Origin of the sequence: Bacillus sp. es.034, assembly GCF_002563655.1 — a bacterium.
GTDB lineage: Bacteria > Bacillota > Bacilli > Bacillales > Bacillaceae_B > Rossellomorea.
In genome coordinates, this window is the sequence record NZ_PDIY01000001.1 from 4,256,888 (window position 1) to 4,280,438 (window position 23,551).

33 protein-coding genes are annotated in these 23,551 nt (G+C 43.9%); 2 read left to right on the forward strand and 31 right to left on the reverse strand.

From position 1 onward, the window contains the following. Positions 1–107: 107 nt before the first annotated feature. The 21 genes from ATG71_RS21670 to ATG71_RS21770 all read right to left on the reverse strand — a co-directional run bounded on the left by ATG71_RS21670 (position 108) and on the right by ATG71_RS21770 (position 17,455). Positions 108–362 (reverse strand): hypothetical protein, encoded by a 255-nt coding sequence (locus ATG71_RS21670; protein ID WP_098441437.1) that lies wholly within the window; start codon positions 360–362, stop codon positions 108–110. Then, positions 359–1,174, reverse strand: a complete 816-nt coding sequence (locus ATG71_RS21675) for a DUF817 domain-containing protein (protein ID WP_098441943.1) — start codon at positions 1,172–1,174, stop codon at positions 359–361. The genes ATG71_RS21670 and ATG71_RS21675 overlap by 4 nt, the downstream gene beginning before the upstream one ends. 2 nt (positions 1,175–1,176) lie before the next feature. Next, complete coding sequence (locus ATG71_RS21680) at positions 1,177–1,398, reverse strand: helix-turn-helix domain-containing protein (protein WP_098441438.1); 222 nt, start codon at positions 1,396–1,398, stop codon at positions 1,177–1,179. A 9-nt stretch (positions 1,399–1,407) separates the two neighbouring features. Next, positions 1,408–1,881: a DUF2975 domain-containing protein gene (locus tag ATG71_RS21685; RefSeq protein ID WP_098441439.1), complete on the reverse strand. Its 474-nt coding sequence runs from the start codon at positions 1,879–1,881 to the stop codon at positions 1,408–1,410. Between the two features lie 231 nt (positions 1,882–2,112). Next, entirely contained in the window at positions 2,113–3,306 is a 1,194-nt protein-coding gene (locus tag ATG71_RS21690) for an MFS transporter (protein ID WP_098441440.1), read from the reverse strand. A 12-nt stretch (positions 3,307–3,318) separates the two neighbouring features. Next, entirely contained in the window at positions 3,319–3,738 is a 420-nt protein-coding gene (locus ATG71_RS21695) for a MarR family winged helix-turn-helix transcriptional regulator (RefSeq protein ID WP_098441441.1), read from the reverse strand. Positions 3,739–4,015: 277 nt separating this feature from the next. Then, the gene (locus ATG71_RS21700) at positions 4,016–4,846 is read right to left on the reverse strand and encodes a glycerophosphodiester phosphodiesterase (protein ID WP_098441442.1); all 831 of its coding nucleotides are present in this window, start codon (positions 4,844–4,846) and stop codon (positions 4,016–4,018) included. 185 nt (positions 4,847–5,031) lie between these two features. Beyond that, positions 5,032–6,318 carry a histidine--tRNA ligase gene (locus ATG71_RS21705; protein WP_098441944.1) on the reverse strand — a complete coding sequence of 429 codons (1,287 nt, stop codon included), beginning with the start codon at positions 6,316–6,318 and terminating at the stop codon, positions 5,032–5,034. A gap of 237 nt (positions 6,319–6,555) precedes the next feature. Further along, positions 6,556–7,116: a class I SAM-dependent methyltransferase gene (locus ATG71_RS21710; RefSeq protein WP_098441443.1), complete on the reverse strand. Its 561-nt coding sequence runs from the start codon at positions 7,114–7,116 to the stop codon at positions 6,556–6,558. A gap of 53 nt (positions 7,117–7,169) precedes the next feature. Continuing rightward, positions 7,170–7,595, reverse strand: a complete 426-nt coding sequence (locus ATG71_RS21715) for a DUF4181 domain-containing protein (RefSeq protein ID WP_098441444.1) — start codon at positions 7,593–7,595, stop codon at positions 7,170–7,172. A 121-nt stretch (positions 7,596–7,716) separates the two neighbouring features. Beyond that, a complete protein-coding gene (locus ATG71_RS21720) occupies positions 7,717–8,313 on the reverse strand; it encodes a GNAT family N-acetyltransferase (protein ID WP_098441445.1) in 597 nt (198 codons plus the stop codon). 36 nt (positions 8,314–8,349) lie between these two features. Next, on the reverse strand, positions 8,350–8,916 hold the full coding sequence (locus tag ATG71_RS21725) for a DEAD/DEAH box helicase family protein (protein WP_098441446.1): 567 nt from the start codon (positions 8,914–8,916) through the stop codon (positions 8,350–8,352). Positions 8,917–9,040: 124 nt separating this feature from the next. Then, complete coding sequence (locus tag ATG71_RS21730; protein WP_098441447.1) at positions 9,041–9,472, reverse strand: cytidine deaminase; 432 nt, start codon at positions 9,470–9,472, stop codon at positions 9,041–9,043. 16 nt (positions 9,473–9,488) lie between these two features. After that, positions 9,489–9,980 carry a kinase gene (locus tag ATG71_RS21735; RefSeq protein WP_098441448.1) on the reverse strand — a complete coding sequence of 164 codons (492 nt, stop codon included), beginning with the start codon at positions 9,978–9,980 and terminating at the stop codon, positions 9,489–9,491. A 16-nt stretch (positions 9,981–9,996) separates the two neighbouring features. After that, positions 9,997–11,064 carry a DmpA family aminopeptidase gene (locus ATG71_RS21740; RefSeq protein ID WP_098441449.1) on the reverse strand — a complete coding sequence of 356 codons (1,068 nt, stop codon included), beginning with the start codon at positions 11,062–11,064 and terminating at the stop codon, positions 9,997–9,999. Positions 11,065–11,077: 13 nt separating this feature from the next. Further along, positions 11,078–11,500 carry a DUF4181 domain-containing protein gene (locus tag ATG71_RS21745; RefSeq protein WP_098441450.1) on the reverse strand — a complete coding sequence of 141 codons (423 nt, stop codon included), beginning with the start codon at positions 11,498–11,500 and terminating at the stop codon, positions 11,078–11,080. A gap of 272 nt (positions 11,501–11,772) precedes the next feature. Further along, a complete protein-coding gene (locus tag ATG71_RS21750; protein ID WP_098441451.1) occupies positions 11,773–13,026 on the reverse strand; it encodes an ATP-binding protein in 1,254 nt (417 codons plus the stop codon). A 75-nt stretch (positions 13,027–13,101) separates the two neighbouring features. Beyond that, the gene (locus ATG71_RS21755) at positions 13,102–13,719 is read right to left on the reverse strand and encodes a kinase (RefSeq protein ID WP_098441452.1); all 618 of its coding nucleotides are present in this window, start codon (positions 13,717–13,719) and stop codon (positions 13,102–13,104) included. Between the two features lie 128 nt (positions 13,720–13,847). Further along, the gene (locus ATG71_RS21760) at positions 13,848–14,354 is read right to left on the reverse strand and encodes a nucleoside deaminase (RefSeq protein WP_098441453.1); all 507 of its coding nucleotides are present in this window, start codon (positions 14,352–14,354) and stop codon (positions 13,848–13,850) included. A 142-nt stretch (positions 14,355–14,496) separates the two neighbouring features. Continuing rightward, positions 14,497–16,461 carry a PhoX family protein gene (locus ATG71_RS21765; RefSeq protein ID WP_098441454.1) on the reverse strand — a complete coding sequence of 655 codons (1,965 nt, stop codon included), beginning with the start codon at positions 16,459–16,461 and terminating at the stop codon, positions 14,497–14,499. 316 nt (positions 16,462–16,777) lie between these two features. Then, positions 16,778–17,455, reverse strand: coding sequence for a hypothetical protein (locus ATG71_RS21770; RefSeq protein WP_098441455.1), 678 nt, complete (start codon positions 17,453–17,455; stop codon positions 16,778–16,780). Between the two features lie 127 nt (positions 17,456–17,582). Between ATG71_RS21770 and ATG71_RS21775 the strand changes: the two genes are divergently transcribed. Beyond that, positions 17,583–17,834 (forward strand): hypothetical protein, encoded by a 252-nt coding sequence (locus ATG71_RS21775; RefSeq protein ID WP_098441456.1) that lies wholly within the window; start codon positions 17,583–17,585, stop codon positions 17,832–17,834. Between the two features lie 10 nt (positions 17,835–17,844). Here the strand turns inward: ATG71_RS21775 and ATG71_RS21780 are convergent, their stop codons facing one another. From ATG71_RS21780 to ATG71_RS21810, 7 genes are all read right to left on the reverse strand, one after another. Then, entirely contained in the window at positions 17,845–18,081 is a 237-nt protein-coding gene (locus tag ATG71_RS21780; RefSeq protein WP_179886605.1) for a DUF3953 domain-containing protein, read from the reverse strand. Positions 18,082–18,121: 40 nt separating this feature from the next. Then, on the reverse strand, positions 18,122–18,340 hold the full coding sequence (locus ATG71_RS21785) for a hypothetical protein (protein WP_098441458.1): 219 nt from the start codon (positions 18,338–18,340) through the stop codon (positions 18,122–18,124). Next, positions 18,337–18,963: a YdcF family protein gene (locus tag ATG71_RS21790; RefSeq protein ID WP_098441459.1), complete on the reverse strand. Its 627-nt coding sequence runs from the start codon at positions 18,961–18,963 to the stop codon at positions 18,337–18,339. The genes ATG71_RS21785 and ATG71_RS21790 overlap by 4 nt, the downstream gene beginning before the upstream one ends. A gap of 32 nt (positions 18,964–18,995) precedes the next feature. Then, positions 18,996–19,196: a hypothetical protein gene (locus ATG71_RS21795; RefSeq protein ID WP_098441460.1), complete on the reverse strand. Its 201-nt coding sequence runs from the start codon at positions 19,194–19,196 to the stop codon at positions 18,996–18,998. A 116-nt stretch (positions 19,197–19,312) separates the two neighbouring features. Further along, positions 19,313–19,498 carry a hypothetical protein gene (locus tag ATG71_RS21800; protein ID WP_034762146.1) on the reverse strand — a complete coding sequence of 62 codons (186 nt, stop codon included), beginning with the start codon at positions 19,496–19,498 and terminating at the stop codon, positions 19,313–19,315. A 93-nt stretch (positions 19,499–19,591) separates the two neighbouring features. Continuing rightward, entirely contained in the window at positions 19,592–19,774 is a 183-nt protein-coding gene (locus tag ATG71_RS21805) for an SE1832 family protein (RefSeq protein ID WP_098441461.1), read from the reverse strand. 21 nt (positions 19,775–19,795) lie between these two features. Further along, a complete protein-coding gene (locus tag ATG71_RS21810; protein WP_098441462.1) occupies positions 19,796–20,392 on the reverse strand; it encodes a TetR/AcrR family transcriptional regulator in 597 nt (198 codons plus the stop codon). A gap of 254 nt (positions 20,393–20,646) precedes the next feature. On the opposite strand from ATG71_RS21810, the gene ATG71_RS21815 reads away from it, so the two are divergent. Beyond that, on the forward strand, positions 20,647–22,065 hold the full coding sequence (locus tag ATG71_RS21815) for a DHA2 family efflux MFS transporter permease subunit (protein ID WP_098441945.1): 1,419 nt from the start codon (positions 20,647–20,649) through the stop codon (positions 22,063–22,065). A gap of 45 nt (positions 22,066–22,110) precedes the next feature. Here ATG71_RS21815 and ATG71_RS21820 read toward each other — a convergent pair whose 3' ends face one another. The 3 genes from ATG71_RS21820 to ATG71_RS21825 are packed head-to-tail and all read right to left on the reverse strand — an operon-like array spanning position 22,111 to position 23,420. Further along, the gene (locus tag ATG71_RS21820) at positions 22,111–22,473 is read right to left on the reverse strand and encodes a DUF4181 domain-containing protein (protein ID WP_098441463.1); all 363 of its coding nucleotides are present in this window, start codon (positions 22,471–22,473) and stop codon (positions 22,111–22,113) included. A 27-nt stretch (positions 22,474–22,500) separates the two neighbouring features. Continuing rightward, entirely contained in the window at positions 22,501–22,665 is a 165-nt protein-coding gene (locus ATG71_RS23520) for a hypothetical protein (protein WP_179886606.1), read from the reverse strand. 50 nt (positions 22,666–22,715) lie between these two features. Then, entirely contained in the window at positions 22,716–23,420 is a 705-nt protein-coding gene (locus ATG71_RS21825; RefSeq protein ID WP_098441464.1) for a zinc dependent phospholipase C family protein, read from the reverse strand. Between the last annotated feature and the right edge of the window lie 131 nt (positions 23,421–23,551).

Here is a 23,551-nt window from a genome sequence, read left to right on the forward strand (position 1 = left end):
TCCTTTTGTTCATATTAGTACATCTACGTTTCAGCTCCGCGAAAGTTCCATATTTTTACTAAAAAAAAGCCCCAATGGCATGCCATGGGAACTGTTCCTACTATATATTAAGGCATTGAGCTGACAGCAAAATAGATAAATACAGTTGCCACCATCAAAAACACCATCGAGCCATTTGAGATGGCGAGTATTCTTCTATTTAGTCTCACTTTATCCAGCTTGATTTGAATGATCAATCCGATTGCTACAATGGCGATCCAAACCGAAATGCCTAAGGGTGAAAATAAGTATCCTGAATTCATGACCCACAGGATCAAGATGATGAAGTGGATCAAAATGAAGACCAAAGCCATTTTCTTCATACTCTTCCCTCCCGTCCTTGCAGGGAATGTTCGGTTGGAAAGTGGGTTGCCCCACCCTTGCCTTTCACATGTTTCAATGTTGCTACAATCAAAAAGCTGACGATGACGAGGAGGAGCCATGAGCTGACCTTCCCGAGGTGGACAAGGCTCCAGGCTTCAGTCTGATTCGGGTATTCCCAGGCACCGAAGAAGGTTGCGATGTTTTCAGCGATCCAGATGAAGAATCCGATGAGGATAAATGATAGAGCGAGGGGCATGTGGTACCGCCTCCCGCCTACCTCATATTCGACCCACGTTTTCCAAAAGACGACGATGACAAGACCCGAAAGCCACCAGCGGATGTCGATCCAATAGTGGTGGGTGAAAAAGTTCAAATATATTGCTGCGGCGAGGGCAACGACTGACCAAAACGGCGGCCACCGGATCAGTTCCACCTTGAGCCTCCTCCACGCCTGGCACAGGTAGCTTGCTACACTTGCATACATGAATCCGCTGTATAAAGGGACACCGAAGAGTTTGGAATAGCCTTCCCCGGGATAAGACCACGAGCCCATATGTACCTTGAACAGTTCAAGGGCAAGGCCGATCAGATGGAACAGGGTAATGACCTTCAGTTCATCCCGGGTTTCGAGACCCGATTTCACCATTCCCCATTGCATCACAAGGCAGATCAGGAGCAGCCAGTCATACCTCGGCAGGAAGGGAAGCGGGATGATTTGAGTCAACGCCAATGACGCAAAGATGACCACAGGAAACAAGCAGGACAGAGCCTGCTCCCAGCCGAACCGAAGGAGTTGTTTGCCCGCTCTCATGATCATGACCCTGCTTCTTCATCCCGTTGATACTCAAGCAGATCTCCCGGCTGACAATCAAGGGCCTTGCATATCGCGTCGAGGGTGGATAAACGAACCGCCTTTGCCTTCCCATTTTTCAGGATCGACAGGTTTGCCATGGTGATTCCCACTTTTTCTGAAAGCTCCGTCACACTCATTTTCCGTTTCGCAAGCATCACATCAATATTGATTATAATTGCCATAATTTCACCTCAGACCGTTAAATCATTTTCAGATTTGATTTCTATGGCATTGTTCAGTAGCTTCTGGAGAACCGCCGCGAATACCGCAATGACGGCTGATCCGAAGATGAAGATCATCCCGATCACGATAATGCCCGGTGCGTCATCCACCTCCGCCAGCACATAAAAGAGCGGCAATCCTGCTACATAGAAGAGACTGATTACAATGGCACACTTTTTGATAATTTTCAACGCCTTCACGGATGCCCCAGAGAAAGCGTTGTTCCGGTCAATCAACATTAACAATTTAAACGCCTGAAACAACGCTGTGTAAAAAGGAATCGCCGATGCATACATGACGACCAGCATCCCATAAACGACATAGGCTACCTTCGAACCCGCAGCCTCCATTGCGATCAGTGGTAATCCGATCAAGCACAAAGCGGCAATGGGAGCCCCGATTAGAAAAAGAGCAATCTTCAAAAAAAGTGTTTCCCGTTTCATTCATAGCACCTCACTTGATAATATAGTATGAATTTAACATGTTGTTTATTGATTTACAATAAATAATTATTATTTTTTAATATAATATTATTGTTAAAGTGAACGATTAGTGAGGGACGGACCTCAAATCACAGTGAAAAATCCAAGTGAATCGGCCTTTTGAAGGTCCGTCCCTCAAAAAAAGGAGTCCGACCAATAGGCCGGACTCCTTTAAGGAATGACGTTTATAGACTATTCATGCGCGAGTACTGTGCGCGATTGTTTTCTTTCCTGGAAGTAGTAGAGTACGAGTGTTGCGGCAACCAGGATACCCATGATCATGTACAGTGAACGGTAGCCAGTCAACGGAATAAGGAAGCCAAGTACATATGGCCCGAATCCAAGTCCTGCATCCAGGGAAATGTAGTAGGTTGACGTTGCAAGCCCCACACGCTCAGGTGGAACAGCCTTCACGGCAATCGCCTGAGTGACGGATTGCATATTACCGAATCCAAGTCCAATCAGAACCCCTGAAAGAAGCAGGATCATCGTGTTACCAGCCGCACTTAACAGGAACAATCCAGCCGCGAACAGGACAAACGCCGGCAGCATGACGGCCTTGGCACCTTTTGCATCCATCAGTCTACCTGTGAATGGACGCGATACAAGGATTGCTACGGCGTAGACTACAAAGAACACGCTCGCTGCTTCTACAAGATCGATGTCGATGGCATAGAAATTAATGAACGACAGGACACTTGAGTAAGCAAGGGAAACGAACAGCACGACAAGCGCGATAGGCAATGCCTTTGGCTCGATGAAGCTTGACAGACTCAGGCGTTCTTTATCCGCTTTTTTCCCAGCCGGTTTCTTGACAACCGGGATTTTCACGAACAGTGAAATGATATAGCTGATGACCCCAAGCGCAAGACAGAAGGCAAAGATCGTTGTGAAGCTTGCATGCTGACTTAAGAAAAGTCCGAAGAATGGGCCAACAGCGGTTGCGAGTGTGATGCTCATACTGTAGTAACCGATTCCTTCCCCTTTCCGACTCGCAGGGATGATTTCCGCTACAATGGTACCGGTGGCCGTACTGACCATCCCGAGTGCCACCCCGTGAAGAAAACGAGTAAGCAGTAGGAAACTGATACCGCCCTCCACAAAATACAGGCATGAAGTGGCAATGAATGCGACCATGCCGACAAACAGCATTTTCTTATTTCCGATGGTCGTGATCATCCGGCCAAGGAATAGACGTCCGATCAATGTCCCGATGATGAAGATCCCGGTCACCAGACCCGCCTGACTTTCCGATGCACCGAATTCATCCACGGCATAGACTGCCATGGTGACAAGCAATAAATAAAAGATCAAATAGATGAAAAAGTTGGCGATGGACATGAGCGTGAAGTCCTTCGTCCATAGCTTTGACTGTGTCTGGCTCATCTGTAAAACTCCTTATCTGTTCAAATTTTCTTTGATTTTTTTCATCATTTCCATCATTTCAAGCTGCTTCTCTTCGCTGATTCCTTCCATGATGGTCTGTTCAAAACGGTCGATGGTTTTGCGGGCATTCTCATACACTTCGATCCCCGACTCCGTCAGCTGCATCCGCTTTTCCCGACGATCCTTCCCTGGAATACGCTCGATATAGCCCGCTTCCTCCAACTGATGAACCGTCCTCGTAATCGTCGGTTTCTCCACACTCTGATAGTTTGAGATCTCCACATTGGAGGCAGGTCCGTTATGGTAAAGATTATATAAAATCGTCCACTGAGCCCTATGCAGACCGTGTTCATTCAGCTGAACATTCAATTGATTCTCAAATGGCCTGTAGAGCCTGATCAGCTCCTGAAAAAACTGTTGTTCCGATTTCATTTGATGGATTCTCCTTCTTATATAGTTATCTTAGGTAATGGTTACCTTGGGTAACTATTATATAGTAACAGATGATTGTAGGGTTGTCGAGTTGGGAGAGTTGAGGGATGATTTGAACGGATTTTTCGCAAAAAACAAGCCCTTCTTCGTAGGACGCAGGTTAACTTGGACGAACCAAGTCAGAGCTATAATACGAAAAGGGCTGTTCATTTAGTATGGTCAAAAGCAGAATGAAATATACACGTGCTTTAGTAAAAACTTCTTTTCTCTTAACCTATTAATTTCTAGGATCCACATAATCCGGATAATCCGTAATGATCGCGTCCACGTCCATATCGAATAAGAAATCTGCCGCTTCATGACTGCGCACTGTCCATGACCCGATTTGCATGTCCAGGGAATGAACATCTTCCACTACTTGTTCAGTGACGATTCCATAGCTCGGGTTGAACCATTCTGCGTACGTAGAGATTTCTTTTAATGCTTGGGGTGTCGCTTGCGACTGACTCCAGGCTAAAACTCCGACTGGAACTTTTGGAAGGAGTTGATCCATCTTTTTCATCGAGTCAAAATTAAAGGATTGAAGAATGATTTTTTCGTTTTGCGGTGTATCGAGGTGACGTTCCTTTAATGCATCAGCCACTTGTTCCTCAATACCAGGATAAAGCTCCGGAGACTTCATTTCGATTAAGATTCCCACTTTTCCATGATAGCGATCCAGAACCTCTTCAAATGTCGGGATTTTTTCTCCTGTAAACTGTTCGCCTTTCCAGCTTCCTGCATCAAGACTCTTCATTTCCTCGAGTGTCAGATCCCCTACTTTTCCCGATCCATCGGTTGTGCGATCCACTGATGTGTCATGGATGACAACCAATTCACCATCTTTGCTTCGTTGAACATCGATTTCGATATAATCCGCCTTCATATCGACAGCGAGATCATAGCTTGCGATCGTATTTTCAGGTGCATAGGCTGCAGCCCCTCGGTGAGCAATATTTTCCACCTGCTTTTTCTCACCCGCTGTCGGCTCTTCTGCAAACGCCTGACTAAATGGACTCAATAACAATGAAACTGCAATTCCAGTACCGACTAAAAACTTTTTGTTCATGTTCTTCATCTCCTATCCCTAATATGTATTCGACTACATTTTAGGGAAGGGATGTTAAGTGGGTATGTAGTTTGGTACCCATCTTGATAAAGGTTGTGTGAAGGAAACTCAATCTATTTTCTTAGGGATTTTTACAAAAAAGGAAAGAATAATTGGAATGTAGTATTATTTGCTTACTTCGCAATCTACTTCAGATCACTCATCTCCCATACTTTCTCCTCTCCCGTTTCCATATTCTTCACTTTAAACTGATTCTTCTTAACCTCCTCTTCTCCTATCACAATCACATTCCGCACCCCTTCTTTGTTTGCTTTCTCCAAAAGCTTTCCTAATTTCCGGCTGCTCATCTCAAGTTCGACGATATAGCCTTTTTTTCTTAAATCATTTGCCACCCGTAGAGCTTCCTTCCCTGTGCCGAGTGGAATGACGTAATAGTCAACGTTGGAAGCTTTCTTCGCGTTTCGCTGAGTCGCCATGATGGCTGCATAAATGACGTCCAATCCAAACGAAATGCCGACGGTCGAGATTTTTTCATCTGTTCCCAGCAGCCCACCGATAGCATTATCATATCGTCCGCCACTACCGATGCTTGATGTAATGGACCCGTCCGTTAAAAATATTTCATAAATGGTCCCCGTGTAGATTTCCAGGCCTCTTGCTAAAAAGGGATTGAAGACGCATTGCTCATCGATTTCGAGGAATTGAAGATAGGAAGTCAGTTCCTTTAATTCATTCAACCCTTCCCTGATTTTGCCGTTTTGATCGGCGTATGATTCGAAATAGTCCAATCGGTTATTGTTCGTGTCTGTTAAAAATTGCTGGATCAATCGGTTAGTGCTGTCCGCAATGGACAGGTCAGAGAGTTCTGAGATGACCGCATCGACACCAATCTTTTCGAGTTTGTCGAGGATCAAGACTGCTGGATTGATTCGATCCGCTTCCATACCGAACACTTCAAGCATCCCCGTCAGAAGTTTCCGGTTATTGTATTGAATGGTCACCTTCATATTGAGCTTTGCGAATGCATCCAACGCCATCATCATCAACTCAGCTTCTGCCACCTGTGACTCGACGCCCACAATATCCACATCGCACTGAGTGAATTCCCGAAACCTTCCCGCCCTGATAGGTCCGTCCCTGAACACTTTTCCGATTTCATAACGCTTGAACGGCATGGGGATGGTCGGGTTCATGGCCGCTACCTTGGCAAAGGGAATCGTCAAATCATAGCGCAGGGCGAGATCCCTTTCTCCTCTGTCCGTTAAGGTGTACATCTCTTCCAGGATTTCAGCACCACCCGCGTATTTCGAGGCTAGCAGCTCTGTGTAATTCAGGATGGGGGTCTCGAGGGGCTTGCAGCCGTATTGGATGAACACGTCTTCCAGCGTCCTTCTTACTTCCCTTCTGATCACTTCCGCCTCCGGTAAATAATCCTGCGTCCCTTTAACATTTTGATAATCCATCTTCTTCATTTTCATCTTTCTTCTCCTCCTTTTTTGTATAAAAAAAAGAACCACACTTGATAAGCGAATAACTTAATCAAATGCGGTTCTATGGGAAATAACCTTCCTATGTGCGATTATTAAAAATCGGATAGCAAGGTTACTCGATATGATGATGGAATTGTGTGAATGAGCGTTGCTTGTTGATGAAAGTCATATTTATCCACCTCTTATTTTCATATACGTTATCATATAAGAAAGGTGATTTCAATACTTAATAGCATCAAGGATGAGAGAAGGGACAGCTATACGTTCCCCCTGATTTCTCGGATCGTACTTCTTAGAACGAAAGATGACGCCGTCAGCACCATCCCAGTCATGTTGATGAAAGTTACCTTTCTCGTCAAAATACTCAAGTAGTCTCACTTCAAACCCAGCCGTTTCAAATAATTCCGTTAACAACCTGTAGTTATAAACGATCTTATGGCTGGCAGCAGGATGTTCTTCCGGACCGGGTCCCCCTATTTGTACAACCTTTTGATAGTCTTCATCAGGAAAATACCCATCAGGTACAGCACAACGGATGTATCCAGAGAGCTTAAGATACTTCATGCATATCTTTGCTGCCTGTAACCCTTCTTCATATGAAAGGTGTTCCCATACATGCTCTGCCAATATAGCGGATATCGAGCTTTCTTGGAACTTATTTTGCCACGTCGTTTCGTCCAGTAAGTTCAGGTCTTTTTCCTGGGTATGCAGCCATCCGGGATTATTATGATATTCTCCTGCCCCGATGACGACCTTGAGTTCTGTTTGGGTATTGTTCATTTGGGTTCCCTCACTTTAGTGATTTTCTATTTTATCCCAAAAATATTCCCGACTTAAAACAACCAGTAATTTGTCGAGAAAACAGCAATTAACAAAATAGTATGAAATCCCGCTTCCATTATCGTATAGGTATATTCCCTATTCTCGCTCATCCACTTCTTCTCCATATAGGATTTCCATAATAACCTGCAGATGAAAAAGAAGGATATGATTAAATACGGTTGTAAAAATCTGCTTTCAAAGCTAGTACCAACAACCACTATCAGCCCGGCAATCATTACCACCACTGTTAAATTCCCTAGTAGCTTATCCCCTTTTTCATGTTGCTTATTAAGCATGTCGTGAGAGAAACACTTTCTCTTCTTCAAACCCAGCCACCTGCTAGTCACACGATGAAACAAGGTAACGAGAATGATGTAAATCCCAATAACGAAAAGGAGTTTCAGAAAAAATGTTGTCATAAGTCCCAACATCCTCATCTCCTTTCTTTATAATAGATGTCAGAATTGGCCCTTGTATTTCAGGGCAATGTACTCAGTATCCAACATACTCATCAAAATATCACTTTCAAACTTTAATTCAATTAATGACCCATACCGTTCAATACTTCGAATCCCTCAAAACAAATCCTTCCTTTACCGAAGGCCACTCCTCATCAACGATCGAATACAGAACGGCATTTCTGACATATCCATCTGACAGGATCCTTTCTTTTCTCAGTACTCCCTCTTTCACAGCACCCAACCGTTCAATTGCCTTCTGGGAACGGTGATTTCGTTCATCTGTTTTAAGCTGAACCCGCAACATTCCTAAACTTTCAAAACAATAGCGAAGGATCAAATATTTACAATTGGAGTTTACGAAAGACCTCTGATGATCTTTGCTGTACCACGTAGAACCCAGTTCACACGATTTTTGTGAAAGGTTGATTCCGAATACTCTGGTTGATCCTATGATTCTATTTTGTTCTTTTAACACGACCGCAAATGGTAAGGCCGTTTGTTGATCCCGTAGCTGGATGGCGGCTGTTACCCATTGATCCATTTGTTCGAGGGTTGTAATTTCACTAAACATAAAACACCATATCTCAGGATCGTTTGCTTCAAGGAGGGCAGCGGAATGATGAACCTCCAAGGGAATCAATTTGATTTTATCGTTTTCCAAGGTTGGCGGGGAATGAAAGAGATTGGTTTTCATATGTCCTCCTTTTTCATTTTATTTGAGTTCCGTCCCTCACTTTCGCTCGAGCTGAAACTCTTCTATTATCTTTTCCGCAACTTCTTCGGGATTCATATTTGTATTGTTGATTCTAATATAGTTCTCTCTTTCTATTTCCCCCTCGACCGAATTGAGGCGATGGGTATCCAGGGAAGCAAGCAACCGCTTCTCGGAGTCTTCGATATTTCGCTTCGACGGCTTATGCTGCAGTCGGTTCGGTGTGATGTTTCGTTTTAGTCGTACTTCCAGATCCGTTTCAAGCTCCACGAAATAGACTTCTGCCCCGTTTGATTCGAAAATGTCTGTGACTTTCTCGACCCACTTCCAATCCTTTTCTTCGTTGAAGGCCCACATGAAGGTAAAAATCATCCCGTACTGATCTGTTTTTGAGAAGGATTCAAAAATTTCGACTCTCAGCATGTTGCAGATTCTCCACATTTCCTCTGTGAATCCGAAGAAAGGCTGTAGCAATTCGATGGTCATATGGTTGTGAAACAGCTTCAGTTCTGTTCTTTTTTCCAGTTCTTGTCCCACCGTCATTTTCCCAACGGCCTGGGGCCCGAATAGTAAGATGAGTTTCATAGGAGTGTCTCCTTGTTGGTTATTTGCTAGTAAATTGCTTGTTTTTACTTTTCAATGAAGCACTAGCTTTCTTTCTAAACGCTATATGATCCGTTTGTCGAAACCAGTGAATTTCTTGATAGTATTATTCCACATCACTCGTATACTTCTCCGGCAACAATTCCATCACATTACACTTCACCAATTCTCCCCCATACGAAAGGATCACATCGGTATGTTTTCCATAATCGCTTATTAATTCCCTACACATTCCACAAGGTGCGACGACCCAGCATTTCTCGATGTCTTCGTGTGGATGGGGGTGGGCTACTGCGACAATCGTTTCAATCTCGTGGTCTCCTTCAGAGATGGATTTCCCGAGGGCCATCGCTTCTCCGCATACGGTGATTCTGCCGACGTTTGCTTCGACGTGGACAGCTGCATAGACCTTGCCGGAAGTTGCTCTGACAGCTGAACCAATGTGATGCCGACCGTACCTATAATTCGTTTCTATCACTCTTTCTGCTTCTTTGATTAATTCATAGTCCCTGTCTTCTAAGGTTTTAACGTGTAACATGATGCACTCCCTTTTTTCATATTTGTTTTAAAATCATTTCCACTATCTCATCCTGCGTCATTTCATCTGTCAATTGAACTTCTCCATCCACACGGAGATAGTCCTCAGCATTCCACCAGTCACGCATAGAATCCTCCCCAAATTCTGTCCTTTTTGAACGGGAGTTGTGCCGGCGGACGGTTTCTTGAAACGATAAATCGTAGTAGTATGTATGGGCTTTTCCGTTATAAAATTGGATTAACTCCCGAAGCATATCGCCATAGCGTTGTTCAGTGAAGATTCCTTCCACTATGACCACTTCACATTTCCCTCTACCGTATTCTGTGATCTGCCGGATCAGGTCCATGGACAGGTTGCCGTCCCGGTCCTGTACCTTCAACATGTCACGGCGGACGACATCTTGGGAAACGAGGAGCGTCCCCCGTCCCAGATGTTGTTGAAGGCGTTTGGCGGTCGTGGTTTTCCCACTTCCGGAATTTCCTCGTATGATGATCAATGTTGATTCCATAGTACCTCCCCGGTGGTTAAAGCCCTATAGTGTATTTCTCCAGTAAATCTTTTAACGCCGGTCTTTCATTTCCGTCCCTGCCGACCACGTGCGTTGCCGTGATCAATGAGTTCAATACTGCTTCTTCCGTCGCTTCTCCAATGGCCCGGAATGCAAGGTCGATTTCTTCTTCATGAATCATGGGGACGGACATGCATTGGGACGTATGATCATGGGGGATCTTCGTGGCCGTCGAGAAGCCGATGACCACTTCGCCGCTCCCGGTTGTGATGATGGAGCCTGTACGGGATAATCCCGTGATTGTCCGCTTGATGATCCGGTTGAGCTGCCTTTCGGACACGGGGAGGTCCGTCCCTGCAATGATGATGATCGAGCCTTTGTCCTGTTCTTCGCGGGTTTGGAGGATTCTCTCCTTCAGTTCTTCGCCGACGGCCCTTCCGTTTATAGTCAGGTCGCTTAGTATACCGAAGTTTGTCAAAACGAGGACACCCATTATGTAGGTCCCGTGCTCCATCTTCATGATCCGTGAAGCCGTTCCGATTCCGCCTTTCAGGGAGTAACAGAGCATGCCGGTACCGGCTCCGACCGTCCCCTCTTCAACGAATGACGATGTATTTTCCAGCGCCTGTCGGACATGGTCTTTCGTGATGAAACGTGCCCTGATGTCGTTTAAAAACATGTCATTGCACTCACACACCACAGGATTGACGGTCCCAGTCGTTCTGCCGATCTCAGGATTCTGTTCGAGCATGTAATCGAACAGGGCATCGGCCGCTGTACCGATGCTCAATGTATTCGTTAATAAAATGGGAGTTTCCAAGGTTCCTAGTTCATTGATTTGAATGGTGCCCATCGTTTTGCCGAACCCGTTAATGACATGGCTCGAGGCGATAAGCTTCTCTTTGAATAGGTTTCCCTGGTGAGGCAGGATCGCCGTGACGCCAGTTTGTCTATCATTTTCACTAAGGGTGACATGACCGACCGTCACGCCTTCAACATCAGTGATTGAATTGTTGGGACCCGTTTCTAACTTACCAATTTTCACTCCGTAGTCCCGGATTCTTTTTTGTGCAGGATTGTTCATGCTGGTCCCTCCATTAGGTGAATATTCCGAAAAATTCGGTTGCAAAGAATAATAGTAACGTGATGGATAAATAGGCTAGCTGTGAAAGGGTAAATTTATAATCATTGGGATTATCTGAATGTTTCTTTTCAAAGATGGCCCTGACTGTTTCCGATACCAGGCCAAAACCGAATACCATCATATAGGGTTCCAAGTACCATACTCTTCCTTCTTGATCCAGATTGAAAGCATTATAGATGCCTCCAATGACGATGAGGATTAAAAATGTGATTCGAATCATCCAATCCAGTTTTTTATGATGATCATTCAGATGGTTATATGAGAACCTCTTTTTCCTCTTTACGTTCAAATTTTTTCTCATTCCTGCGTTAAATAGGAAGATGGACAGAGCGTAGATTGATAAGAATAGAAAACTCTTTAATAAAAAATGATCCATCTAATCGTTCTCCTCCTCTGAAGTCAGTTACATACCAATTATTCCAAAATATTCATATAAACTCAATCCTTTCTTGGGCTAAATACCCTTAAAAACATTCCTTGCCCGGTAATCATGCGGGTTCTGATTTTTTCATGCGGGACTGAAGATAATCGTGCGAGATTGGATATAATCATGCCAGTTTCGAGTGGAATCGAGCAGCCCTGTCGAATTTTCTTTATGTGGGAGGAGTAGAAAAAACGGCTTTGACCGATAAAAGTCTAAGCCGTTTTTCACGTTTCAACACGAGGAAATTCAATGACAAATTCCGTACCTACCTCTTCTTCGCTTTCCACCGTGATGCGCCCTTTGAAGGAACGGATGATTTGATAGCTGACCATCATCCCGAGTCCGGTACCTTTTTCTTTGAGAGAATAATAGGGGGAGCCAAGTCGGTCGACTTGTTTCGGGTTCATGCCGATTCCCTGGTCTTTGATGGTGAGCCTGATATGTCCGTCATCGGTTGAGTGACAAGCAATCCAAACGGTTCCACCTTCAGGCATGGATTCCACGGCATTTTTCAGGATATTGATCAGGGACTGGTTCAGCTTTTGAGGATTTGCTTTCATCCAGCAGTCATCCGCTATATCGGATTTGAATTCCACCTGCTGGTTTATGCTGAATGTTTGAATGAGCGTGGTAACACGCTTTAACTGTTCACCGACATTGATCGTCCCGTATGTATTCATGGAGGGTTTGCCGAACGCCAGAAAGTCGCTGATGATTTCATTGGCACGGTCCAATTCTTCAATGGACACCTTGATATATTCTTTTTTATGATGAGGCAAGTACGGCTCATCGAGTAGCTGAAGAAAGCCACGGGTCACCTGCATGGGGTTTCGGATTTCATGGGCAAACACACTAGTCAGCTCACTAATCATCCTGAATTTCTCCGAATCCTGGACCTCTAGCCTCAGCTGATGGGTCTCACGGATCTTTTCAATTAATACCGTACAGAAACAGGTAACAGCGACGGTAAAAAGAAGATGGATACCTTGCACTTTCAAAACGGTGATCGAAATTCCATTCATAAGACTGAACACCGTCATTCCACAGAGGCAATACAGGAAGGATAATCCTGCTGCCATCATCACTCTTCGATCCTTTTTCACCTGGATAAACATTCGTTGAACATACAAAATGGCAGGCAGGGTGATGACGAGTACAAGGATTGTCGTATAAAGACCCGTAGTGATCCCTGAGGTCATGCGATATAAGATAATCAGGACGGACAGGAATAACCCCGGCCACATCCCAAGATATAAGGTACCAAGAAGGAGTGGAATAAATCGCAAATCCAGGCGCGCCCCTCCCGCATATTCCACAGGAAAAGACATGCATAACAGGATGGACACTCCCCATAACAGGGTCATGACCATCTTAATGGTCCGGTCCTTCTTTATTTTTTCCAGAATAAAGGTGAAATAACTGAATATCGGTATGATCATTAGGGTGAGTTGCAGCAGGAAATCTTTCACTATACTCATCTGGGCACCATTCGCCTTCTGTTTATATATAGTTCTATTTTAGCAAAAAAACAGATAAGGATAGAGAATATTTTTTTAGATTCTTTCAACATAGTCCGCCTGTCCGGCCGGATTGTCGTGAAGAAGATAATGATCCTCCGCCAGCCAGTATCTTCTCTTATACTTTTCGATCCTGGCCAGCTCATCCCCTAGATAAGTATCCCGCCCGATGACTCTTTCGGTTCTGAGCTCTGAGGGACAGTCCAAAAAAATCACATAGTCGAAGAAATCGCGCCACTCTTTCCTCTGCAGGAAGACGCCTTCAATCAGGACCACGCTTACCCGGTCAAGGTGAATGAGTTTCGACACGACTGAGTCTGCACTGGATTCATAGAAAGGTAACGTGATAGAGTCATCCCCTCCATATAACCTTTGGAAAAGTACTTTCCGAAGCAGTTCTATATTCCACTGAAGGGTATAATATTCATACCATTCCTCGTTCCCTGTTCCATACCGTTCGCTCTTTTCCACAATGTAGTCGTCCATATGGAGGATAACCGTTTCACATTTTGTGAGCATTAATTCTTGTTTCACGTTTCGTGCCAGGGTCGTCTTCCCCGATCCACCCAAGCCATCGATCCCGACGATGAAGGGTCGGTGTTTTTGATGATGTTGTTGATAATGAGATAATAGTGTTGTGGTTACATTATTCATAAACGTTTCCCTCGTATGTATCATCATTTTAAAAAGTACGATTTTACTGTCTCTATTTAGGCTTTGATGCGTTCTTCGTTAAGAAGACCACCTATATTAGAATGAATTCACTGAAAGATTGACCCTTTTTATCCCTTTTTAAATACATTTCGCAAGTTCACCACATGATTGGGGCTCTCCTCCCACTGTCTCATGAGTTCGAGTTGCTTCATCTTTAAATCGGCATATGGTTCTTCCAGAACTTCTACTTCGTTAAGCTTTCGTTCAAAGATGCCGGCAGCATTCACTTTTTTATATCCGCCAAATCCTTCCCCATCATTCAGCAGCCACACCACTCTCCTGATTTTAGCGAAAAGGATACCACCCGTACACATGAGACACGGTTCCACAGTAGTGTAGATCGTTAAGGTCTCACCTTCTATTTTCGCCTTAAAAATGGACGAACCGGCATTTCGGATGGCATCCATTTCTGCATGGGCCGTTGCATCCTGATCAGAGTGGACACGATTTCTCCCTTTGGAGATGATGTTCTGATTTTCATCCACAATAACAGCCCCTACCGGGTACGTCTGATCATTTAATGCTTTTTCGGCTTCTTCAAGCGCCAATTCCAGAAAGAATCGATCGTTGCGCATTTTCTCCCTCCTTATAAATTACTCACATTCCAATTATTTCAAATAAAGACTGATTACTCAATGATTCTTTCATGAAAAAGAGGTCTGCCCCCTTCACGCTAATGCTCGAACGTGTCGGTGACAGACCTTTTTTCATCGTAGTTTATTTTTTTGAATCGTGATCTTTACGGTCTTCCTCTTTATGATCGTAATGGCCTTTATGGTGGTGTTCACCTTTCGTATCCATACCAGGGATTCCGGAAATGTAGCCGACTCCGCCCGTTTCCATGATGCCTAGCGTATCTTTCATCGCTTGTTCCAATTCGTTTTTATCGACCGCGGTGATTTCTTTCTCATCAAGATCCGCCCCTGGATGTTGATAATTGCTTAGGACATAATTTGAATCCTTCATGGAATCCACCGCCCTTAATCCCGTTGCTTCTGCTCCGACTGGTACGGAAAGGATTCTGGAAAGCTTTTTCGTTTTTACGTCATAGGCCCACACGAAGTTGTTCGTGTGCATACCGCTGTCTTCTCCGATGAAGAGGGTATTCAGATCTTCTGAGTAGCTCAGGTTGTCAGGGTTTGCTACTAAATCAGGATTTGCCGTGTTTCCTAGTCCATCCGGAGAAGAGAGGTCCTCTCCTAAAACGAATCCGTTCATGCTTGCTGGAACATAGTCACTTTCGATCTTCTCATCGTCACGATCTGCTTGACCTTCTTGAAGATTCAATTCATATGTGACACCCGATTCAATGTTCGGAAGTTGAATATCGTCCTGAACCGCACCTTCCTGCTTTTCCATGCTGCCCTCTTGATAGGAGATAGCCATGTAGGCTTTATGATCCTCCGCGTTGACTGCAAGACCTTCCATCTTATTGAATTCAGAAGTTGCTCCCAGGATGGCGCCGTATCGGCGTGGTTCTAAGAAAGCCGCAGCTTTTTCTTTCCCTGGTTTCACTTTTAGATATTCCACTGAATCATGGGAGTTCGTCTTAACAGCCGTAAATCCTTCGGTTGGCTCTTCCGTTGTTTCGAAAATATCATTGAATGTCACTCCGCTGTCAATGATGTCTGAGATTTCTTTATCGGTACCGTGTCCGAGCTTGATCCAGTTCAAGTCACCGGATCCGCCTTTTTCCGTACCGGTTTGTTCGAACTTGGCAGCGTATAAGGTTCCTGCTGAGAAATCTTCTGCTTTGTCGGCTACATACATGAACATCATTGTATTGCCGCCGTCGTCTCCGAATAATGCCGTCTTATTATCTGGAAGGACTTTCATCATTTCATGGGAGAAACGTCCGGTGCTGTAATGTTTGACAACAGATGGCTCTCCATCATGGGATACTGAGATTTCAGGAATCCATCCATAGTTGTAAGGATTCGCTTTTGACTCATCGTTAAAATAATACTTTGCAAAATTGCTTACTTCTTTATAGGCATCGGAATCTTTATCTGCAAATTCCCGCGCATCCGGCTCATATTCCTCTGAACCAAGATGAGTACCCCAATCCGTTGTGGAACCGTTACACGGATTCCATAGTCCGTCTACACTTGAAAAGTCTATCTTATGTGCTTCTTTTACTGAAAGCTTGCCCGATTTTTTATCCTGGTCAAGTTCAGAAAGCGTCATGGAAGCAGGCAGACCGGAAATCCTCTCACCTGCATTGTTTTGTGAATCGTATTCAAAATGGGAAATCATAAATGACTTGTTCCCTTTTGTCAGAAGGCTATTTGAATCTGGAGCATCCGAAATGAAATAAGAAGGATTCCCTGGGATGCTGGTGTCCATGATTGGGTCACCGTTCACATCGATTGGTGTTCCTGCAGGAATCATTTCACCCTTGTTGGAAACAATTTTATCCTTTGATAAGTAGAGTTGATCATAGTTAAGAGGTAATTCTTTTACTGTTCCATCTTTATACGTCACTTTCACAGTTGCTGTTGTATAGGTTTTTACCATGTTTTTAATATTGTCAGGAGCTTTCATGGAAGAGAATTCAACACTCTCGATTTTCTTGTGTGAATCTTTCTTTTTACCGTGACCTTCATGGTCGTGTGCCATTGCTGTTAAGGATGAAGATGCAAGTAATGCCATCGATAATCCGATTGATAGTCTTTTTTTCATCTGTAATACCTCCTCAAGTATTTGCTACTATTCTAGTAAAACATGTGATGATTAAGTCAGTATGAATACAAGAGGGGAAAATTAAAGTCTATGTAAATATTCGTTTACTTTTTTATATCAATTCATGTGTACATGGACATGGTTCAAAGTAACTGATGGAACTTAAAGAAGTGGTATAAGTAGTGGAGGTGGATACCGGGGACTAGACAGCGGGGTCTTACGAAATTCCATTCAGTGTGGTGATCAAAGTAAGGAGATTAACTTTCCGGGAATTGATAAAGAAAAAAGCGACGGGGCAATTCCCGACGCCATTTCATTAAGATTCAACTGCGGTATCCAATGCACCAAACGGTTCTTTCTCTTTCGAAGTGATCGAATAGACGATCTTTCCTTTTTGCCACTTCACGACGGTTTCCGGATGTTCCTTGAATCCGTTGATAGTGATGACGCCCTTTTCGTCTGGTGCGGGCAAGTAATTCTTTTCGAGATAATCTACGACTTTCTTTGCCATGTCCTCAGCTCCATCATATCCGTCAATGCGATATTGAGGATCCGTCGGAAAGTCGACTTTGATCAGCCAGTCGCCTTCATTCCAGTAAAGATACTCATGACCGGCTGCCCCTTCCTGGAGCCCTTTGATTCCATGACCCAGATTAATGTTTGTCTGATCGACCCTCTCATACCCATTGATGGCAGCTGCAGCGTCCTCGGCTGATTCATACTGCTGCTTTTGAATATCTTCATTTTCTCTACTCGTATCACTACTTGTTTCACCACTACTGTCCCCAGCATCTTCGTTATACTCACTAGTATCGGAGTTCACATCTTCACCGGTACTTTTATCTCCATTAATATTTGTTGAAGTTTCCGTTTGATTTTTATCCTGCGTCTGATTGCTTTCGTCCTGATCGGTTGCAGTCCCGTCCCCGCTGCAGGCTGAAAAAAGCAAAGCACTGCCAAGAAGGAGAACTGCAGTATTCATTTTAATTGACATTTCTGCACCACCTCTTACCGTATGTATACCACATGATGATGGATTTATTCAATAAATCCTGGGAAAAGAGTTATCAATTGGATGAAGAAGGGTATGGTTAAGGAGTTTAAAAGGGGAGCTGTTGCAAATGAGGATGACGAAGCTCGAATTGATGTCCTGTTTACTATCGAGGGACTGCCACTCTTTCAAAAAATTTTATCAGGATTATGAAACGTTCATGTATCGCACAGGTTTTCGGGTGACGGGATGCAGTACCGCGACGGAACAGTTGGTCCTTCAGGTTGTGAGGAATATATGGGAAAAACCCTCTGTTATCTCCAGATCTTCAGACCGGTACGTATCGGTCATTCTGCAGAAATTGATGGTAGATCAGAAGTAAGACCGTCCTATTAATGAAAGAATAAAAACCCTTGAATCGAAGAGTACAGGCATAGTGAACCAGTTAAGAGTAATAACCATCCCATCCCCTTATGATCCCTTTGAATTTCTTCTACCCCCATGATTCCAATGGATAGACCACCCATCAACATCATGAGTTCAATCCATTTATATTCCTGCATCACCAGTAAATAGGTGGCCAGGACGAAACTCGCCGAAGAGAAAACAGTACCTAATATTCTTAACACACATTCACTTCTCCTTTTCCGTGACAAAAACCACTTATTTTTATGACACTTCTTCCTCATGCTTCTTTGCTTTTTTATATTCTTGCGCTGACCGTACCAACATAATGGTCATGCCCCCGATCAGATAGAGCGGCTGACTATCGAAATGATCTTCGATAACTATATCTTGGAATAGGATAAAGCAGCCATATAAAATCCAAAAGCCGGTAAAGTATATCGCAAACAGCCAGAATCTCGGATACATTTTTTCTTTTTTCATATATTCGCTCCTGTATTTAAATGAATATTGACATCCTCATCCTCCAAAGCTCCCTGCTTCACGTACCGAATCAGTTTCTCCGTTTCCCCTTTGACTCGTTTGACACCAGTTTCACTATGAAACCAATTATCTTCGTTGGTATTGTGATCATCCACAGGGCATAATGTGAACGAGATCCAGTCCGGCATATAGGTTTTTAGAGTGAGATGCAGCCTCCTCATATGGTAGGAAGTCGTCACGACGAGCAGGCGCCGGATATTGTGCAGATGAAATTCCCGATCCAGGACAAGTAGGGAAGCAAGCACATTTTCCAGGGTATGCAGGGAAAGGCCTTCCGTTAAGATATCCTTCTCCGGAACTCCTAATGAGATCGCTTCTTTCTTTAATTGCAGGGCTTCTGTATACTCATTTTCCGGCCACTTCACACCACCGGAAAACAAGATCTTACCGGCCCTTCCCTGTTTATAAATCTCCACTGCTCTCGGCAATCGGTATTTCACTGCTTTGCTGCTTCCTGCAACAAAGATACAATCACCTTCCTTTTGATCGTCATGAATAGAAGAGAATAATAGATGTGTCATTTGATCATATGTGAGCTCATGATTTAATTTAGAGATGTACATTCCGGCCCTCGCTATCTTCATTATTTTGTTATTTATTTCGATAGACTCTTTTCTTTTTTAATGGTTTGAAGTGTAAAGATTAACCCCGTAAATCCCGCTAAAAATGAGGGCGGAAGACTCCACATCAGATATCCCCATTCTCCCGTATACAACGAGACAAAGAGAAATAAAATGGGAACCCCGACTAATACGATGATCGATATGAGTAAAGCCAATCGATTCCTGTTTTTCATAGTGAACCTCCATCCGATGTCCAGAGTACTCTCTATATTTTAACATAATTTTCCTATGTATGATTCTCCTAAACAAAAAAGAGGCACTTTTCCAATCAAGAAAAGTGCCCCTTGCTTCATCTTTTAAATAGCAGGAAAAGAATAAGGAAAATGATCATTCCCAGAAATAAAAGATATCCCATCCCCATGCTGTAGACGAAATAGACTCTTACATGGAGGATGATGCGGATGATATGAAAGATCAGGATGCACAGGAGCACCATAATGACGATATTGACCTGTCTGTCCCGGTTTCGATACATAGAAATCAGCCCCAATCAAAGAGCATCGTACAAGATGAAACTTGTACCGTTTGTCTTTCTATATACCTATTTCCCTTTGCCCCTCATTATTCATCAAACATCGATCGCTTCCAGCTGTTTACGTAAATCTGAAAGCTCTTTTTCAAGTTCGTCCAGTTTCCTTTGCTGGATATCCGTGTTCCTTCCGAAGGACTCGAGCTTCTCCAGGTCCCCCTGGATGCGGATATAGTCCAATTTCACTTCGTTTACTTTGTATTCCAATTCTTCTTTCGTCATGTTGTTTCCCTCCTTTCATCTTTAGTGTTGATCGAATCCTCTAGTATGGATCAAGTAAAATTGCCGTGCCAGAAATGCAGGGGTATAAGGCATATCATTCCGCAGCCACGATTCAATGGTACCGATGATTGCCGCGGCGTCGTACCAAATGAAGATCTCCTGCTGAATGCCTGCTTTTTGCACAAAAGACGCCTCTCCCCTGCTCTCGATTCTTGTCACGAGCCAGTCGGTAAAAAAGGTGAGGATCCTTTCTTTAAAAATCGGGATTCTCCTCGTTGCAAGAACCGTTTTATAAAACTTCCCATTCTGGGAGATATGTTCAAGGAATCTTTCCAACATCCTGATATTTTCTTCATGATCCAGTTTCTGGTCCGTTTCCGCTTCTCCCAACACGCTCGAGATCTCGAGGATCATCTCATCGGCCATCTTATCCAGCATATCCGAAATGTCCTGATAATGCAGGTAAAACGTCACCCGATTGATGGTGGCCGCTTCTGTCAGACGATTGACGGTTAATTTCTCAAGATCCATCTCCTGCAGCAATTGGACAAAGGCGTCTTTCAGCAGCTGACGTGTCCGGAGAATTCTCGGATCGGTCTGATTCTTTTTGTTACTCATATTATTTCTCCTTTCCCTGAGACTAATGGACGATTTCGGTGATTCTGTTTAGTTTCCCGGAATTAAACAACAAGGTTTTCGAGTGTGTAAACTAATCAACACAACCCACCGTACTGTTCATTGAAAGCTTCCGAGATAGCTTCTATAATTTAATTTATGTTTTGTTTAGTATACTACACATTGTAAATTAAGCCCACGAAAGGAAGTGGAAAGGATTGAGCACCGCTACAAGCTCCATAAAAAAAGGACCCGTCATGACCATTATGATCCTGGGTGCCTTCTTTACAATATTTAATCAAACCACCATGACCGTCGCTCTTCCCACGATCATGGATGTGTTCAGCATTGATGCATCCACCGGCCAATGGCTGACGACGGGTTATATGCTCGTGAACGGAGTACTGATTCCCGTCACCGGCTTTTTAATGCAGCGCTATACGACTAGGCAGTTATTCTTAAGTGCCATGCTGATCTTTCTTGTCGGTACGATTGTTTCGGCCCTCGCACCCAATTTCCCTGTTTTGCTGACGGGACGGCTGATTCAGGCTGCATCCACCGGGATCATCATGCCACTCTTGATGAATGTGGTGCTGAAACTCTATCCTCCAGAAAAAAGGGGAACCGCTATGGGAACCGTCGGCCTGGCGATCATTTTCGCTCCGGCGATCGGCCCGACACTGACAGGCTATGTCCTTGATGTGTTTCCTTGGCAGACGTTATTCTATGGAATGATTCCGTTCATTCTGATCATCATCGTGTGCGGGTTCATTTTTCTCAGGAATGTGTCGGAAACGATTGAAAGCAAGATGGATATGATCAGTTTGATCCTTTCCACGACTGGATTCGGAGCCTTGCTTTATGGGTTCAGTGAAGCGGGAAGTGAAGGCTGGGGAAGTTTCGAGGTCATTGCCACACTAAGTGTCGGGGTTGTGGCAGTCGGGCTCTTTTCATGGAGACAGCTGGTCACGGAACGACCATTTCTTGACCTTAGAGCATTCCGCTACAATATGTTCACGTTGACCACCCTCATTAATTGCGTGATTACGATGGTCATGTATGCAGATATGATCCTGCTTCCGTTGTATCTTCAAAACGCCAGGGGATTCACTGCTTTAGAAGCGGGATTCCTGATGCTCCCAGGTGCATTATTGATGGGGCTGTTGAGTCCTGCCGTAGGAAGATTATTTGACCGTTTCGGGGCAAAATGGCTTTCGGTCATTGGGATTACCATTATACTAGTCACGACGTATACGTTTACGGATTTATCAGATTCCACAAGCTATATGCATCTGATCCTGATGTACGCCGGACGCAGAGTCGGGATGGCCCTCTTCCTGATGCCGCTGCAGACGGCCGGACTGAACCAGCTCCCATCAAGTCTCCATTCACATGGGACCGCCATTTCCAATACGGCAAGGCAGGTCGCCGGTGCCATCGGGACGTCCCTCCTCGTCACGATCATGACGAGCCGGACGAAAGACCATCTACAGGACATCATGATGGAAGGCACGGATTCATCGAAAGCTCATATGATCATGGAAGCATCCATTGGGGGAATTAACGATACCTACTTCGCCATCATGATCATTGGAGCCGTCAGCTTAGTCCTATCCTTCTTCATCAAGAAGATAGAGCAGGCACCCGAGGAGACACTCATGTCGCGTTCGAGCTAATATGATGAGAGGGATCATCCTGTGATAGGATGATCCCTCCCTTTTTTAATCAGAAAAAATATGGAGTGTGTACCCCAACATAATAAATATACTGAATATAATGAGGCTGAGTATGGTAATGATGTATTCTTTCTCTCCCGATTTCCACTGCATACAAGCGTTAAATAGGAAAATAACCATGATGATCACCGCATTCTTTATCCCTGACGAAAAGAATACGACGTTCACAAAGAATATGATCCACAGAATTCGTTTCCCCCATTTATGAAGGGAATTGACTTCCTCCGCTTCTGGCCTCCTCACAATATTCCATTTCTTCCTGGCTGTTTTTTCACTCACATAAAAGATTAATATGAATACACCAATATACAAAATAAATTGAAAGATATCTTTCAGGACGATGTTCATATGCTCAGGTACTCTCTTTCTATTGATCTATAGCTGAATGTGGAACCAATAATAGTAGCTTAATAACACCACACTGATGGCCAAAATGAAGGTGTAGTGACCATTCTTGGCTCTTTTCGTGCCTCCGAAATAAAAATTAAGGGCTCCCAGCAAGAAGACGACGTATAGAATGACTTTTATCAGAAAATCCATATTCTCACCTCTTGTTTAGGATTAAATTCCCCAATGAAGTTTAAGTAGTTTCACGTATTCATAAGATTGGTTCGATTCATGCTCCAGAGAGCATCTCTTCGAAACGTAGAACCCAAAATCTCCACCAGTTTCTCCGTCGTCTCCTCAACAAACAGGGTAATTTCATCAGGAGTCAAATAGTCAAACCGATAATCCGGCTCCAACGCGAAGGCATAGGAATCCCCTAAATAAAATTCAGTGATTCGTTTGATTTGTTTCGTAATCTGAGTTTCCGGAAAGATGTCGAGGTAATCAGGGAAACTCTCAATATGTTGGAAAACCCGATGAAAAATCATATCCGTGTTTTCCTGTAAATAAACAAAATCCGCACCATACCAATCGCTTTTTACTGCTCTCGTGTAGCCGGGAGTTCCCAGTATGTCTTGATAGACCGGCTCTTTCTTTTTTTCCCGGTGCATCCGGCTCCACTCCACATCCGTCACGAGATGAAGGTAGTAGCCTAAATAAAAGGAGGAGCGTGGATCGGTGAAATCGTCTTCCTCCTGTATGTACTTTTGCAAAAACAATTCAGGATTTATTTTCCCATCATCCTTAAAGTGGGTTGCGATTTTGTCAGGAAAGAAGATGCCTGTCTCTGGATCCGGCAAACCACAATCCGGTCCGATATTCCCTACGACAAACTCTTTTTCAGAGGCACGCAAACCTCTATTCAGCAGATTCTCTGCAATCCTGAAATGTACCATCCATGTTGCCAATGTGTTCAGTCCCCTTTTTTCCTTATTTTCCTAATAACTAAAAAAACAATAAACCCAACCAAATAAAGTCCGTTTAATAACCAAAGGTACGTAACCATACTTCTTCTTTAATAGACGATTGTGATGGCCAT

Excerpts from the sequence above, each read along its gene's own strand:
- ATG71_RS21800 (WP_034762146.1), bottom strand. The coding sequence starts at position 19,498 with ATGTATCGAAACCGGGACAGACAGGTCAATATCGTCATTATGGTGCTC.
- ATG71_RS21675 (WP_098441943.1), bottom strand. The coding sequence starts at position 1,174 with ATGAGAGCGGGCAAACAACTCCTTCGGTTCGGCTGGGAGCAGGCTCTG.
- ATG71_RS21730 (WP_098441447.1), bottom strand. The coding sequence starts at position 9,472 with ATGTTACACGTTAAAACCTTAGAAGACAGGGACTATGAATTAATCAAA.
- ATG71_RS21720 (WP_098441445.1), bottom strand. The coding sequence starts at position 8,313 with ATGAAAACCAATCTCTTTCATTCCCCGCCAACCTTGGAAAACGATAAA.
- ATG71_RS21685 (WP_098441439.1), bottom strand. The coding sequence starts at position 1,881 with ATGAAACGGGAAACACTTTTTTTGAAGATTGCTCTTTTTCTAATCGGG.
- ATG71_RS21690 (WP_098441440.1), bottom strand. The coding sequence starts at position 3,306 with ATGAGCCAGACACAGTCAAAGCTATGGACGAAGGACTTCACGCTCATG.
- ATG71_RS21820 (WP_098441463.1), bottom strand. The coding sequence starts at position 22,473 with ATGAACATCGTCCTGAAAGATATCTTTCAATTTATTTTGTATATTGGT.
- ATG71_RS21795 (WP_098441460.1), bottom strand. The coding sequence starts at position 19,196 with ATGAAAAACAGGAATCGATTGGCTTTACTCATATCGATCATCGTATTA.
- ATG71_RS21695 (WP_098441441.1), bottom strand. The coding sequence starts at position 3,738 with ATGAAATCGGAACAACAGTTTTTTCAGGAGCTGATCAGGCTCTACAGG.
- ATG71_RS21715 (WP_098441444.1), bottom strand. The coding sequence starts at position 7,595 with ATGAGGATGTTGGGACTTATGACAACATTTTTTCTGAAACTCCTTTTC.
- ATG71_RS21755 (WP_098441452.1), bottom strand. The coding sequence starts at position 13,719 with ATGAATAATGTAACCACAACACTATTATCTCATTATCAACAACATCAT.
- ATG71_RS23520 (WP_179886606.1), bottom strand. The coding sequence starts at position 22,665 with ATGGATTTTCTGATAAAAGTCATTCTATACGTCGTCTTCTTGCTGGGA.
- ATG71_RS21745 (WP_098441450.1), bottom strand. The coding sequence starts at position 11,500 with ATGGATCATTTTTTATTAAAGAGTTTTCTATTCTTATCAATCTACGCT.
- ATG71_RS21680 (WP_098441438.1), bottom strand. The coding sequence starts at position 1,398 with ATGGCAATTATAATCAATATTGATGTGATGCTTGCGAAACGGAAAATG.
- ATG71_RS21775 (WP_098441456.1), top strand. The coding sequence starts at position 17,583 with ATGAGGATGACGAAGCTCGAATTGATGTCCTGTTTACTATCGAGGGAC.
- ATG71_RS21710 (WP_098441443.1), bottom strand. The coding sequence starts at position 7,116 with ATGAACAATACCCAAACAGAACTCAAGGTCGTCATCGGGGCAGGAGAA.
- ATG71_RS21765 (WP_098441454.1), bottom strand. The coding sequence starts at position 16,461 with ATGAAAAAAAGACTATCAATCGGATTATCGATGGCATTACTTGCATCT.
- ATG71_RS21750 (WP_098441451.1), bottom strand. The coding sequence starts at position 13,026 with ATGAGTATAGTGAAAGATTTCCTGCTGCAACTCACCCTAATGATCATA.
- ATG71_RS21770 (WP_098441455.1), bottom strand. The coding sequence starts at position 17,455 with ATGTCAATTAAAATGAATACTGCAGTTCTCCTTCTTGGCAGTGCTTTG.
- ATG71_RS21810 (WP_098441462.1), bottom strand. The coding sequence starts at position 20,392 with ATGAGTAACAAAAAGAATCAGACCGATCCGAGAATTCTCCGGACACGT.
- ATG71_RS21760 (WP_098441453.1), bottom strand. The coding sequence starts at position 14,354 with ATGCGCAACGATCGATTCTTTCTGGAATTGGCGCTTGAAGAAGCCGAA.
- ATG71_RS21785 (WP_098441458.1), bottom strand. The coding sequence starts at position 18,340 with ATGAAAAAAGAAAAAATGTATCCGAGATTCTGGCTGTTTGCGATATAC.
- ATG71_RS21735 (WP_098441448.1), bottom strand. The coding sequence starts at position 9,980 with ATGGAATCAACATTGATCATCATACGAGGAAATTCCGGAAGTGGGAAA.
- ATG71_RS21790 (WP_098441459.1), bottom strand. The coding sequence starts at position 18,963 with ATGTACATCTCTAAATTAAATCATGAGCTCACATATGATCAAATGACA.
- ATG71_RS21700 (WP_098441442.1), bottom strand. The coding sequence starts at position 4,846 with ATGAACAAAAAGTTTTTAGTCGGTACTGGAATTGCAGTTTCATTGTTA.
- ATG71_RS21705 (WP_098441944.1), bottom strand. The coding sequence starts at position 6,318 with ATGAAGAAGATGGATTATCAAAATGTTAAAGGGACGCAGGATTATTTA.
- ATG71_RS21805 (WP_098441461.1), bottom strand. The coding sequence starts at position 19,774 with ATGACGAAAGAAGAATTGGAATACAAAGTAAACGAAGTGAAATTGGAC.
- ATG71_RS21815 (WP_098441945.1), top strand. The coding sequence starts at position 20,647 with ATGACCATTATGATCCTGGGTGCCTTCTTTACAATATTTAATCAAACC.
- ATG71_RS21725 (WP_098441446.1), bottom strand. The coding sequence starts at position 8,916 with ATGAAACTCATCTTACTATTCGGGCCCCAGGCCGTTGGGAAAATGACG.
- ATG71_RS21740 (WP_098441449.1), bottom strand. The coding sequence starts at position 11,064 with ATGAACAATCCTGCACAAAAAAGAATCCGGGACTACGGAGTGAAAATT.
- ATG71_RS21670 (WP_098441437.1), bottom strand. The coding sequence starts at position 362 with ATGAAGAAAATGGCTTTGGTCTTCATTTTGATCCACTTCATCATCTTG.